The organism is Bartonella sp. 220B (genome assembly GCF_026930205.1).
GTDB lineage: Bacteria > Pseudomonadota > Alphaproteobacteria > Rhizobiales > Rhizobiaceae > Bartonella.
This window is the reverse complement of sequence record NZ_JANHOI010000002.1, coordinates 87,473-100,211: the sequence shown is the minus strand read 5'-3', so window position 1 is coordinate 100,211 and position 12,739 is coordinate 87,473. Positions and strand designations below refer to the sequence as shown.

The window sequence follows — 12,739 nt, the reverse complement described above, 5'->3', positions numbered from 1 at the left end:
AAGAGTTTGGGGACAAAAAATACAACTAGCAGAACCATACTCAACCATCTTTTTACCATACTTAACAATCACTTCATGTATCAATCCTTTAATCATTTTCAAATCATGGCTTATAAACAAAATAACATTTCTGTTGTTGTAGCTTTTGTATGTAAATGAGGACGAACACATTGTGTATACCGATTTGCGTAATCTCTGAAACAAACCAATAGCCTTATTTAGGGAGGATATGAAGTTGTAAAGAAAGTCAATTCCCACCTTTATCATCAGCTTTTAATGCAACTTTACGGCTTTCCAAAGCATCTATAGCAATATCTTTTAGATAATGGAGATTGTGTGTCTTTTCACGCTTTTGTTTGTCATACTCTTTCATGAAATCACAACCCTCACGTAAAACAAAACACCATTGTGTTGCCAGTTCACGGTTTTTTAACGAAACATTTCTTAAAGCACCCAAACTCATTTCACAATGAAATCCGATAGTATAGCTATAAGCCATTGTGTACCATCCTCTTTTCACTTGCGAAGACGCAAACCGGCGCTATCATTCTATTTATCAACCCCCAATGTTGCGATAGCTCTTTCATTAAAACATTCATGAGAGGCATTTTTACTTTTTTAAAGTTTTTATCCACACAACATCCCTGCTTATGACGTGCAAATAAATGAGAAGATTTAAGATAAGAAAATCTTATAATATTCAGGAGATAATTCAACATGCAAAATATGTAAATTATCATTATAAATCAACTTATTATCTATTATGTCTTATACAAAATATCAATGATTTTTCTCCGCATACTTATATCAAGAGAAAATATTGGTTCATCAAGTAGATAAAGCGTAGCTTGAGAATTATTGCGCGAGCGAGAGTCATTGGCTATCTCTGTCAACGAGAAGAAACATATGGATAACATAGCAGGGAAAAAAGCCATCAATTGCATGTAAAATTTCAATAAACCAATAATCTCCTCTTTTTTACTATCCTCACTTCTTTTGAAAAAATTCTTTTCTTTCCATTCTTGAGTAAAAGCAAAAAAGAAAGCTTAGAAACTGTTTTCAATGCAATAAACCCAAATTTAGCAGTATAGAATTCCAGATGATTACAATGCACTTCATTTAGTCATTTACGACATAGAAAATTCTGTTAAGAGATTATCTTATTTCATGCATAAAACGCATCTTAATCGTTTTTCTAATCTATTAGGCTGCAGAAACAATCACTTTTTCAAGTGCATTTTTATATTTTTCAAAATAGATTTACCAGAAAGCGACATCCACTTGATAGTAACCCAACCACACATGAAAAAAGTTAAAGTTGGTAATAAAAGGTAATAAGACGGTGCAATTTTTGCAGGGAGAAATGAAATAACGCTTAATGTTGCTATTGAAAATATTCTTCCGCAAAAGGATGCAGCACCAACAATGCCAGAAATATGTTGGGTTTGTTTTTGGTTAAGCTCTGAGAAAAACAAACTCTTTGCTCCTATCGGCACAGTACAAATAAATCCATGAATTAATGAAAATGCCATGATTGACGCAATAATTTGACTGCTATGGACAAAAAAATAAAGAGCCATACACATAAGGGCAGAAAAAAACGAGAAACACTTTATAGAGTTTTTATATTTTTGATCAAACACGTGATATTTTGACATCAGTGAATTGGAAAAATATTGAGCCGAGAAGGTTCCGATATGGCAGAACATGAGTACTAACATCTGCGAGCTGTTGAGGTGGTCAATTTTTCCACCTGAAAGTATTATCGGCTGCCAGAAGTGATAAATAACCTGAATGCCAGCGCTAAACAGGCACATCAACAAAATAAACCACGCTCCTCCTACAGTGTTTTGAAATATCCAGAGCGTTTCCTTAGCATTTTGCAAAATCGTCTTTGTTTTTGTTCCGTCCCCCACAAATGCTTTTTCTTCAGGAACAATAAGAAATATACAAAAAATTATTCCCATCATCAAACTTGAGATAATATATCCCATAAAATATTGCCCAGAATAATAGATCGTTGCAATTCCTATCATACCACTGATAATGCTACCAAAAGAGTTTATCTGGTGAGAGAGATGTGCATAATGCGAAAAATGGTCTTGTCTGTTGCCTAGAGAATGGTAAATCCAGCCGTCAATGGCACTGGCAATGAGGCAAATTCCTGCTGCATAGAGGATTTGTGCAACAATGAGCACTGTCATATTGGGAGCTTGAAGACAGAGAAGATAAAACACTCCCGTCATAAAAACTCCAGCCGTGACTGAATATTTACGTCGATATCTGTCAGCTAAAACAGCACAAGGAAAATCAAGAAGCAAAACAGTTACCGAAAAGGCGATTTGCAGCAAAGCCAATTGGGAAAGAGTGACCCCCATAGACATCAGAAAAATGGCGTGATAAACACCGATTAGCATTCGTATCGCATGGTAAGATCCATAGGTTATAGCAAGCGTTCGAGGTCTATTCATTGCTTTGTTCCACAAACTTTGCAATGAGGATTCTTTTTTAAGGAACGCTCTTCTGTAAAGAGTTTGCTACTCCATATCCCCACGCGGCGATCTGCGGAAAGTAGATCACCATATCCCCCCAGAAATTTAAGAGCATCATTCGCACACATGGCAGCTGAAAGAGCATTCACAGGAGGAAATGTTGCAACTTTAAAATTATTGTTAATAGCAGCGCAAGCCTCATAGATTAAACCATCGCTTTTTTCAGGGAGATTACCTATGAATGAGCTACATGCATAGCAACCTGTTTTTCCAGGTATGTAAAAGGGTCCAAATACAGCAATGTCATTAACATAGCTGGAATTAATATAAGCTTGTTTATTTTTTACACACCATTCGTTTATCCATGGTACCAGATGTTCAGGTTCATCAGCAGAAATAATCCACAAATCGGCTTTAGGCAGTTTGTTAATATCTTCTTTCACAGTGATCAACATTTGTAATTCACTTACCTCACTTTGATTGTTTCTTTGTATCAACTCACACCCGAGAACAGTTGTCTTAGAAAGTTCAACATCTTGTTCAGTAAAAAAATTTGTCTGGTAAGATTGGTTATCTCGATGACATCATTGTCGACAAGAATTAATTTTTCCACACCAGAGGACGCAAATATCGCTGAGACATGATGACCAATTCCTCCACATCCTAAAATGACTACTACTTCTTGTAAAAGGATACGTTGAATGGACTCTGGATTCATACCGTAACTTTGATAATGAAAATGATTTCTCGAATACCGATTATTGAAGATATTGTCCGATGTTTTTACTAACATAAGGAAATGGTTGGGAAAAAGCTAAACGGTTAAAGTCTTCTCTTAACATGATTGGCGATAACAAATTATGAGCTTCTTCTATCGTTTTTTTTCAATCCATTGTGCAGCGAGAAGTACAAAATTTCCCCAGTCTTTTTTCTTATTGATAACAAACTTCTTTGAACTGGCACCAAAAATGTGTTCCCTTTACAGATAAGAAAACAGATGTATTTTATAAATACATTGCTGTTCCATTATTCCCATGTATTCAAATTAAATAAAACATCTCCCTCAAAAGCTATTCTAGAGAAAAGAATCTTTTTTATCAATTAAAGCCTATATGATACGTAATGCTCCCTTAACTTAAATATCTCCATTAATTCATCACTCATGTAACAGAAAGAAGCCTGAAACAACATATTATTATTGTCAATAGGCTTTATATATGACCTAGCGTGTATCTTCTGATAAAAATATGCATAAAGTTCCTTAAAAAATAGAAAACACCCTAATGCATATAAAACTCTCTTTTGCATTCGCAAACGACAAATAAAACCTGTTTTTGTCGAGCTTTCGTTTCTATGACCCTTAATCGGCTAACTTCAACAAAATTCAAATGCCCCACAACACAACTCTTTACTTGCTTTCTTTGATAAAAATGAGAGTGATTTTATTTTTAAACAAAACTCTCAATAGAGCTTTGCCTGATATTTGTATTTTCCAACCTTGCTTGGATTATTGTGATTCAATCACTCATAAGTATATTTTATTACATTCCAATAATTAAAGAGAAAATGCAAACTGAACCTTTATCACAATTTTAAATGGGTATCAAATTCAACGCCTTCCCTCTATTACTTTACCGGATAAATTTTGGTAATATACTTTTATTCTTGATAAAAAAACTGCTTATAAACAATGTATTACAAGAAAACAAAAGGGCTTTCTGAGCAGAACGAACTGCATAAATTTTAAAGTTCTAATGGAAAACTCTTTAATAATAGAAAACCACCGTGTGCCAATAATAAACCAACGTATTAAACTCAAATATCTACATATTTTATGTTATGTAGTGAATCTTGCTATACAACGAAAATAGATTGAAACTGTCATTATAAATGCAAGTCTAAAAAACAATCACATCTCTTTCTAAAATAGTTTATTCTTGAAATAATTTATCTTTAGTCTGATCTCTTTCGCTTTCTTTATTATCCATTGGCAAAGGGACAGGATGATCAGACAAACTGCGTAAATAAAGCAAAAGATCGGCACGATCTTGATCATTTTTTATTCCACGGAAAGACATAATGGTTCCTGGAAACGCTTTACGGGGTGATTGTATATAACGATCTAAAGTTACAAAATCCCATTTTTGATGAGAATTTGCACGCAATGCTCGTGAATAAGCAAAGCTTGGTGCCGCCGCCAAAGGACGGTTCACTATATCCCAAAGCACTGGACCAACACGACCAGATTCATTGCGTCCAGAGGTATGGCATATAGCACATTGGTGAAAAATTTTACGCCCATTTTCAAGATTGCCTTGTTGAAGACGATCTCTTAGTGATAAAGAACTCTCAGATACCTGCTGCTTCTCTTTGGATACGTCATTCTTGGTAACTATATGAGGATGTTGAACCGATGGAGAATTATCATAGATTATATCACTGAGTATAGAAATTCCCCAAATAATAGCCAGCACACATAAACAAGCACAAATAAAATAAACAAATCTCGGACGATTCATAAAAACTCAAATGTTCACGGTTTCATTACCATTTTTAGTTTAAGCTTTTTCCTTATAACATACAATATTATAAATGCATTACACACGGTATTGGGAACGCTAAAATGACACTTGAACCTATTATTCTTATTCCTGCCCGTATAGGATCAACTCGCCTACCCCAAAAAGCTCTTGCTGATATTGCCGGAAAACCGATGATTGTTCATGTTGTTGAAAAAGCAAAAAAAGCTGCAATAGGGCGGACTCTCGTTGCAACAGATAATAATAATATCGCTAAAGCTGTAACAACTTATGGGCATGAATGTATCATGACATCTTACGATCATAAATCTGGATCTGATCGCATTTATGAAGCTTTAACACGTATTGATCCTGAACAACGCTACAATACAATTTTGAATCTACAAGGTGATCTGCCAACAATAATGCCTCATGAAATCATCAGTACTTTACGCCCTCTAGAAAACAATCTCACCGATATCGCAACTTTGGGTGCCAAAATCATTGAAGAAGACGAAAAAAGTAATCCCAATGTCGTCAAAATTATTGGGACACCGCTTTCTCAAAATCGCCTTCGTGCTCTTTATTTTACCCGCACAACAGCACCTTATGGAGAAGGCCCCCTTTTTCATCATATTGGAATCTACGCATACCGCCGCGAGGCACTTGAAAAATTTGTGGCGCTTACCCCCTCTCCCCTCGAACAACGTGAAAAACTTGAACAATTACGCGCATTAGAACATAATATGCGTATTGATGTAGAAATAGTCGATACCATTCCCTTAAGCGTCGATACACAACATGATCTTGAAAGAGTCCGTAAGATTTTAGCATGAAAACACTTAAAAAAACTAATAAAATCTCTTTTCAAGGAGAATATGGTGCAAATTCTCATATTGCTTGCTCCAAACTGTTTCCCAAGATGGATGCTGTACCCTGTACTACTTTTGAAGATGCCATCAACTTTGTAGAAAGTGGACAAGCTGATCTTGCTATGATTCCTATTGAAAATACTCTTGCTGGGCGCGTTGCGGATATTCATCACCTCTTACCGCAATCATCCCTTTATATTATTGGTGAATATTTTTTACCTATTCATTTTCAACTCATGGTTTTACCCGGTGTTACGCTTGAAGAAATTAAAACCGTACATAGCCATACACATGCCCTTGCACAATGCCGTAAAATTATACGCAATCATGGCTGGATACCTGTTACCTCTGCTGACACAGCTGGAGCCGCAAAATTGATTAAAAATGATGCAAAACGTTCACAAGCAGCCTTAGCTCCTCTGATCGCCGCTGATCTCTACGGACTTGATATTCTTGAAAAAAATGTTGAAGATAGTCCTCATAATATTACGCGTTTTGTCATTCTTTCGCGTTCTCAAAAACATATACCAAAACCCCAAAATGGCGAAAAGATCATCACAAGTCTTCTTTTTCGTGTGCGCAATGTACCAGCTGCCCTTTATAAAACTCTAGGGGGATTTGCCACAAATGGTATTAATATGACAAAATTAGAAAGCTACCAAATTGGTGGAAATTTCAATGCAACACAATTCTTCGTTGATATTGAGGGGCATCCTGAAGAGCCTATGATGAAACTTGCTCTAGAAGAACTCGCTTTCTTCTCTGCTGAATGGCGCATTATCGGTATTTATCCTGCTCAAAATGATCGAACAGCACATCTATGAGGAACAATTAATTGTCTATTTTTGTGGACAACAAAGAATACAATCTAAGCATAGACAAAAAACACCATAAATAACAATTCATAATTTCCTTTGGCTCCCCATCTCCCCCATACAAAAGAGAGCCCTTGGAGAAAAGATATAATCTTTATTCGATTTTATTTTAAAAGAGTAACTATAAACCTTCTAAATAAGGTCATTAAATAATTTAAATTTCTCTCAGAATACATCAAACTGCTTTTGATTGTTTAGAACTCAAGAAATGCTCAAAATCATTTTTATAAAGCTGCAAAGTACAGTTGCACCCCGCTTTTTGCTTTATAGATTTGATCTTTTCTATTTACAAAAACTGATTTATCATTAATCATATTTTAGAACAAAAGGGAAAAAAATGAAAAAAATTTTCAGTCAAGGATTATTAGCTGCCAATATTCTTGTTTACTCCAGTGTTGCGTTTGCTGGATTTGGTGAAAAAGAATGGGATTTTGCGCCAGGTGAAAGTGCTAAGATTGGCACACCCGATAAGATGCATCACGGTGTTGAATACTCTTGTAAAATATTTAAGCCCAAGAGAGCGTCTTTTACTTTATCTTACTCTTCCCCTTCTGACTTAGAAAAGTTAAAAATTGTTGCTGATGATGAGAAGAAAATAACACATAATAAAAAACATCAAATTTTTAGGCTTAAAGGTGTAAAATCTCTCACTGTAAGCTTCCCTCCGTCAGGGAATTATGTTTTTAAAAATGTTACTAAGAAAAGAATTATTGGAACAAATTGTGATACAGGGGATTACGATTGATAGTCTTTCCAAAAGCATTTAAATTTGTATAGATTTCTGTAATTGTTGAAGTGAGCTTTTTTAAATCGGGCAGAGTAAGCTATCAATGCCTGTTTTTTAAAGGGACGTTTGTGTTTTGTTTAACAAAATCAAACTATTCAAACGAAATTGCGGAAAATTAAATATTGAGTAACTCTTGCAGCCAATTGTATTTTGTATTGTTTCATTATCAGAACATCAGAGCAATTTTTCATAAAAATATTCAATCCGCTTGATAGTTTAATCGCATCAAAAAAACTCGGCTTTGCTTTTCAGTTTTCAAGTCTTGACCGCTATAGAGCGAACATTTAAGTCAATGAGGCGTATTTTCGGACTGTTAAAGATCCGTCCCGTCCGTTATTGAAAGTGATGTAATATAGGGAATATGCTCTTTGGTAACACTATTTTCCCCCCAATTTTCTAATTTCAATTTATTCAATAACCTGTATGTTAAATCTCTCGTTTTGATTGTTGAAAACTTTTCATCATTTTAAAATATTTCCCCCAAAATGCATATTCCTGCCAAAAAACTCCAAAACAGATCTTCGTTAATTAACATCTCCTTAATCTTGTAAAAAATAAAAACTTTTGTTCATATTTAATAATATATGATGCACTCTCTCAATGAAAGTTAATGAATTTTCATCCTATTGATTGTTTATGGTATAAGTTTAACTCAAAAGAAAATTTCTTTATCGCTCTTGTCATATTTTTTTGTTTCTTAGCTTGATTTTTCATTTTAAATCGACAATATGAGATTGGGAGGTTGGTGGTGGACGAACTGCTCGCCAACTGGGTCAGGTCTGGAAAGAAGCAGCCCCAACGAGTTTTGGTACGGGTCATTGTACCAGCCTCCTTTATTATCAAGTAAATCATATCTTTATCATTTTTTGGTGAAGCATTTTGAATTTTTAAAGGAACGTTGTGTATAAGCAGAGAAGAAATTTGGCTCTCTTTAAGCAAATTGTCCTGTTCTTTCAAAAAATAAATTGATTGAGAAAAAATCCTTTTATATTAATGTACAGTGTTAATCTGTGCCTTTGTATTATTGGAATGTACCATAAAGAGCTTCAAAGTTGGAATCGTTGATGAAAAATACGCCGGTAGAAACAACCTATCGTGTTCTTGCCCGCAAATATCGACCTCAGAATTTCTCTGATCTTATTGGTCAAGAGGCAATGGTGCGTACCCTTACAAATGCCTTTGAAACAGGGCGCATTGCACAAGCGTGGATGCTCACAGGAATTCGTGGAGTGGGTAAAACCACAACAGCGCGTATTTTGGCACGGGCGCTCAACTACAAAACTAAAGATATTAACCAACCAACAACTGTATTGGATACACTCGGTGAACATTGCACGCAAATCATTGAAGGACGCCATATCGATGTTATAGAAATGGACGCAGCTTCACATACAGGTATTGATGATATTCGTGAAATTATTGAACAAATACGTTACCGCCCTGTTTCTGCACGCTATAAGGTCTATATTATTGATGAAGTGCATATGCTCTCAACGCAAGCATTTAACGGCTTGTTGAAAACACTTGAAGAACCACCAGCGCATGTCAAATTTATTTTTGCAACAACAGAAATTCGTAAAGTTCCTATTACAATCCTTTCACGTTGCCAGCGTTTTGACCTTCGGCGCATTGAATCAGCAGTCTTGGTTGCGCATTTGCGCCAAATTGCAAAATATGAAAACGTAGAAGTAGAAGAGCAAGCGCTCTCTATGATTGCTCGCGCTGCTGAAGGCTCTGTACGTGATGCACTGTCCATTTTTGATCAAGCAATTGCGCATAGCCATGGCAAGGTTAGTGCCATTGCAGTGCGCGTCATGTTAGGATTAGCCGATCAAGCACGTATCATTGATCTCTTTGAATTCATTATGAAAGGCAAGGTTGTAGAGGCATTGCATGAATTACGCAGCCAATATGATGCAGGCGCTGATCCTCTTACTATATTGACAGAATTGGCCGATTTTAATCATCTGGTTACACGTCTACGTTTTACTCCAGAGATAGTTGAAAATCTCTCGCTTTCTGAAGAAGAACGTTTAAGAAGCCTAGAGTTTTCAAAAAAACTTTCCATCCCTGTTTTATCTCGAAACTGGCAAATGTTGCTCAAAGGCTTACAAGAAGTTAGTCAAACCGCACATCCCCTCCAAGCTGCCGAAATGTTACTTATTCGTCTTGCACATACTGCTGATCTACCAACGCTTGATGAAACTTTGAAAAAGCTTGCCCAAGAAAAAACACCCCCCACAATTGTTTCAAATGCTTCGCATCAAGAATCCACAAATGTAAATAATACGACAAAAGAAACAGCTGTCTGTACCTCTTCTGTCCTAGATATTTCAAACACATCACAAAATCAATCCGCTATAAAAACACCGTTTGACAACCAATTAGACCACTCTTTACAACGAAAAGATTCAGTCAAAACTCTACATCTTGAAAACACAAACACCCTTGAAAAAACAAAAGCTTTTGAAACTTCTCCATCTGTTGCACTTTCTAAAGATATTGCAGATTTATCGCATTCATCAGTGCAAGAAGTAAAAGAGATGACTGAAGCGCAACCCATCATTATTAATTCTTTGCACGATATTGTTAAATTAGCTGAACAATATAATGATGATTCTTTCAAAATTTTTTTTAAAGAATTTGTTCACCCTGTTTCTTTTAAACCGGGACATATTACCTTAAGACTTGCTGAAAACGCTCCTCTTTCACTTGCCCGTAATATCGAAAAAGTACTTTTCCAATGGACAAAAAAACGTTGGACTATAACTTTTGTTAATGAAGGAGGGGGGCCAACTCTACAAGAAGAAAATGTGGCTATCCAAAAGACTCTTTTTTCTAATGCACAAACAGATCCCGATATTGCAAAAATACTCAACCATTTTCCAGAAGCAAAAATTGTCGATATTCGCTTGAATAAACAAGAACACGATCTTGATTTGCTCCCCAATACCTTTAAAAATGCTGATACTTTAAAAAACGAAAGTGATATCAATGATGAATAAGGATACCCATTTCTATGCGTAACATGATGAACATGATGAAAAAAGCCAAGGAAATGCAAGAAAAAATGCAGCAAATTCAAGAGGAAATGGCGAATATGCAAGCCATTGGCTCTGCAGGCGGTGGTCTTGTCAGCATCACCTTAAACGGCAAAAATGCTATAGTGGCGATTCAAATTGATCCTTCATTACTCAATCCTGAAGAAGCTGAAATTCTTGAAGATCTCATTGTAGCAGCTCACCATGAAGCTAAAATAAAAATCGAAACAGCTATAGAAGAAAAAACCAAAAGTATAACAGCAGGGCTGCCGCTCCCATCGGGTTTAAAACTGCCACTCTAAATGAACCGGATTGCATTTAATCTCGGGGGATAAACATATGTCTAAATATATTGCAGGACCTGAAATTGAGCGTCTCATTCAGCTTTTAGCACGAATACCAGGTCTTGGTCCACGTTCAGCACGTCGTGCTGCACTTCACCTCATTAAAAAAAAGGAATCCTTATTGGAACCTTTAGGAACAGCGATACAAGCAGCTGTAGAAAAAGTCGGTATTTGCTCTGTCTGTGGGAATGTCGATACAACTGACCCCTGTTCCATTTGCACAGATCCCCGCCGCGATGATACAACAATTATTGTTGTTGAGGATATTGCTGATCTGTGGGCTCTTGAGCGTGCAAAAACTTTAGCAGCCCGTTATCATGTCTTGGGTGGACGACTCTCTCCCTTAGATGGAATAGGCCCAGATGAACTTAACATTGCCCCCCTAGTACAGCGTGTTGTAAAAAACTCAATTACAGAAATTATTTTAGCTGTTAATGCCACTGTTGAAGGACAAACAACAGCTCACTACATCACAGACCAGCTTTCCAACTTTTCAATTAAAGTAACCCGGCTTGCCCATGGAGTGCCTGTAGGAGGTGAATTAGATTATCTTGATGATGGAACCTTGGCCGCAGCCTTACAAGCAAGAACAAATCTTTAAAACTTTTTTCTCTTTGTTCTTCTCACTTTTTTTGCTATCACTGCTCTTATTTGACACTATCATTCCTTTGGGGCAAAGTCTTAAATTGATAAAGAAAAATCTCTCCCTTTTAAACGACTTTGGTCCTGGTATCTTGGTATGTTTACTGATATCAATCTTAGCGTATGGTATAGAAGTTATAGAAAAACAACTTTTGGGACAAGCATGGCTCGAGAATCTTGTTTTAGCAATTCTCTTAGGATCGATTATACGTAGTTGCTTTGCTTTACCAACATATTTTCAAAAAGGTATAACTTTTTGTGCAAAAACACTGCTTGAATTTGCTATTGTTCTTCTAGGGGCAAGCATTAGCATACATGCTGTTTTTTCAGCGGGTTGGAGTTTACTTGCTAGTATTATATTTGTAATATTCATCACCATCCTTATGAGTTTTTCTATCGGTCGACTTTTTGGGCTTTCTTCACATTTAGCAATGCTCGTTGCTTGTGGAAATGCTATTTGTGGTAATTCGGCTATCGTCGCCGTTGCACCTGTCATTAAAGCAAAACATGAGGAAATAGCAGCATCAATTGCTTTTACCGCTCTTTTGGGTATTCTTATTATTTTATTCCTCCCTTTTTTACATCCACTCCTCAATCTATCCTTTAGCCAATATGGTGTTCTTGCGGGTATGGTGGTGTATGCTGTACCACAGGTTTTAGCAGCTACGGCATCTGTTTCTTTTATAAGTGTTCAAATTGCAACAGTTGTTAAATTGGTGCGCGTTCTTATGTTAGGTCCTCTTATTTTTGCTTTATCAATTCTTTACCATCGATCGGCACAAACGCGTTTGCGTTGGCACACTCTTGTTCCATGGTTTATCATTGGTTTTATTATCATGATGTTGATCCGCTCCAGCAATCTTATGCCTGAAACCACACTCATCCCCATTAGATTTATTGCTCAGTTGTTCACTGTCATTTCAATGGCAGCTTTGGGGTTAGGCGTTGATGTCCGATCATTAAAAAAAGCAGGATGGCGTGTTATTTTAGTTTCAACCTGCTCCATACTCATTCTTACTGCCTGCAGTCTTATTATGATAAAATTAATTGAATTGAATCATATAATGTTTTGAATCTGCATCTTTTTAAAATGTTGTGCAACACATCAACAAAACAAACAGGGACTGAAAATACAGTGGTCTTTTATCACATTAAATGAGAATATTT

General features: G+C 36.2%; 10 protein-coding genes, 1 other RNA gene and 1 pseudogene. 8 read left to right on the top strand and 4 right to left on the bottom strand.

The genetic code is table 11. The features are described from left to right. Positions 1 to 247 precede the first annotated feature (247 nt). From NPX99_RS08795 to NPX99_RS02075, 4 genes and pseudogenes are all read right to left on the bottom strand, one after another. Complete coding sequence (locus NPX99_RS08795; RefSeq protein WP_442864043.1) at positions 248 to 499, bottom strand: hypothetical protein; 252 nt, start codon at positions 497 to 499, stop codon at positions 248 to 250. 721 nt (positions 500 to 1,220) lie between these two features. Next, positions 1,221 to 2,471: an MFS transporter gene (locus tag NPX99_RS02085; protein WP_269030110.1), complete on the bottom strand. Its 1,251-nt coding sequence runs from the start codon at positions 2,469 to 2,471 to the stop codon at positions 1,221 to 1,223. Then, a pseudogene (locus tag NPX99_RS02080) lies at positions 2,468 to 3,210 on the bottom strand (ThiF family adenylyltransferase). The gene NPX99_RS02085 and the pseudogene NPX99_RS02080 overlap by 4 nt, the downstream one beginning before the upstream one ends. A 1,213-nt stretch (positions 3,211 to 4,423) precedes the next feature. After that, on the bottom strand, positions 4,424 to 5,011 hold the full coding sequence (locus tag NPX99_RS02075; RefSeq protein WP_269030109.1) for a c-type cytochrome: 588 nt from the start codon (positions 5,009 to 5,011) through the stop codon (positions 4,424 to 4,426). A gap of 104 nt (positions 5,012 to 5,115) precedes the next feature. Between NPX99_RS02075 and NPX99_RS02070 the strand changes: the two genes are divergently transcribed. The 8 genes from NPX99_RS02070 (at position 5,116) to NPX99_RS02035 (ending at position 12,645) form a co-directional block, all read left to right on the top strand. Next, complete coding sequence (locus NPX99_RS02070; protein ID WP_269030108.1) at positions 5,116 to 5,847, top strand: 3-deoxy-manno-octulosonate cytidylyltransferase; 732 nt, start codon at positions 5,116 to 5,118, stop codon at positions 5,845 to 5,847. Next, positions 5,844 to 6,707 (top strand): prephenate dehydratase, encoded by an 864-nt coding sequence (locus NPX99_RS02065; RefSeq protein WP_269030107.1) that lies wholly within the window; start codon positions 5,844 to 5,846, stop codon positions 6,705 to 6,707. The genes NPX99_RS02070 and NPX99_RS02065 overlap by 4 nt, the downstream gene beginning before the upstream one ends. A gap of 388 nt (positions 6,708 to 7,095) precedes the next feature. Next, the gene (locus NPX99_RS02060; protein WP_269030106.1) at positions 7,096 to 7,503 is read left to right on the top strand and encodes a hypothetical protein; all 408 of its coding nucleotides are present in this window, start codon (positions 7,096 to 7,098) and stop codon (positions 7,501 to 7,503) included. A gap of 779 nt (positions 7,504 to 8,282) precedes the next feature. Then, an RNA gene (ffs, locus tag NPX99_RS02055) (signal recognition particle sRNA small type) lies at positions 8,283 to 8,380 on the top strand. A gap of 229 nt (positions 8,381 to 8,609) precedes the next feature. Beyond that, positions 8,610 to 10,550: a DNA polymerase III subunit gamma/tau gene (locus NPX99_RS02050; RefSeq protein ID WP_269030105.1), complete on the top strand. Its 1,941-nt coding sequence runs from the start codon at positions 8,610 to 8,612 to the stop codon at positions 10,548 to 10,550. Positions 10,551 to 10,564: 14 nt separating this feature from the next. Beyond that, positions 10,565 to 10,888, top strand: a complete 324-nt coding sequence (locus NPX99_RS02045; protein ID WP_269030104.1) for a YbaB/EbfC family nucleoid-associated protein — start codon at positions 10,565 to 10,567, stop codon at positions 10,886 to 10,888. Between the two features lie 37 nt (positions 10,889 to 10,925). Beyond that, complete coding sequence (gene recR / locus NPX99_RS02040) at positions 10,926 to 11,531, top strand: recombination mediator RecR (protein WP_269030103.1); 606 nt, start codon at positions 10,926 to 10,928, stop codon at positions 11,529 to 11,531. 85 nt (positions 11,532 to 11,616) lie between these two features. After that, positions 11,617 to 12,645 carry a YeiH family protein gene (locus tag NPX99_RS02035; protein ID WP_269030102.1) on the top strand — a complete coding sequence of 343 codons (1,029 nt, stop codon included), beginning with the start codon at positions 11,617 to 11,619 and terminating at the stop codon, positions 12,643 to 12,645. Positions 12,646 to 12,739 lie beyond the last annotated feature (94 nt).

Bases quoted from the DNA above. Each gene is read 5' to 3' on its own strand.
- NPX99_RS08795 (WP_442864043.1), bottom strand. From the start codon at position 499: ATGGCTTATAGCTATACTATCGGATTTCATTGTGAAATGAGTTTGGGT.
- NPX99_RS02085 (WP_269030110.1), bottom strand. From the start codon at position 2,471: ATGAATAGACCTCGAACGCTTGCTATAACCTATGGATCTTACCATGCG.
- NPX99_RS02075 (WP_269030109.1), bottom strand. From the start codon at position 5,011: ATGAATCGTCCGAGATTTGTTTATTTTATTTGTGCTTGTTTATGTGTG.
- NPX99_RS02070 (WP_269030108.1), top strand. From the start codon at position 5,116: ATGACACTTGAACCTATTATTCTTATTCCTGCCCGTATAGGATCAACT.
- NPX99_RS02065 (WP_269030107.1), top strand. From the start codon at position 5,844: ATGAAAACACTTAAAAAAACTAATAAAATCTCTTTTCAAGGAGAATAT.
- NPX99_RS02060 (WP_269030106.1), top strand. From the start codon at position 7,096: ATGAAAAAAATTTTCAGTCAAGGATTATTAGCTGCCAATATTCTTGTT.
- NPX99_RS02050 (WP_269030105.1), top strand. From the start codon at position 8,610: ATGAAAAATACGCCGGTAGAAACAACCTATCGTGTTCTTGCCCGCAAA.
- NPX99_RS02045 (WP_269030104.1), top strand. From the start codon at position 10,565: ATGCGTAACATGATGAACATGATGAAAAAAGCCAAGGAAATGCAAGAA.
- recR (WP_269030103.1), top strand. From the start codon at position 10,926: ATGTCTAAATATATTGCAGGACCTGAAATTGAGCGTCTCATTCAGCTT.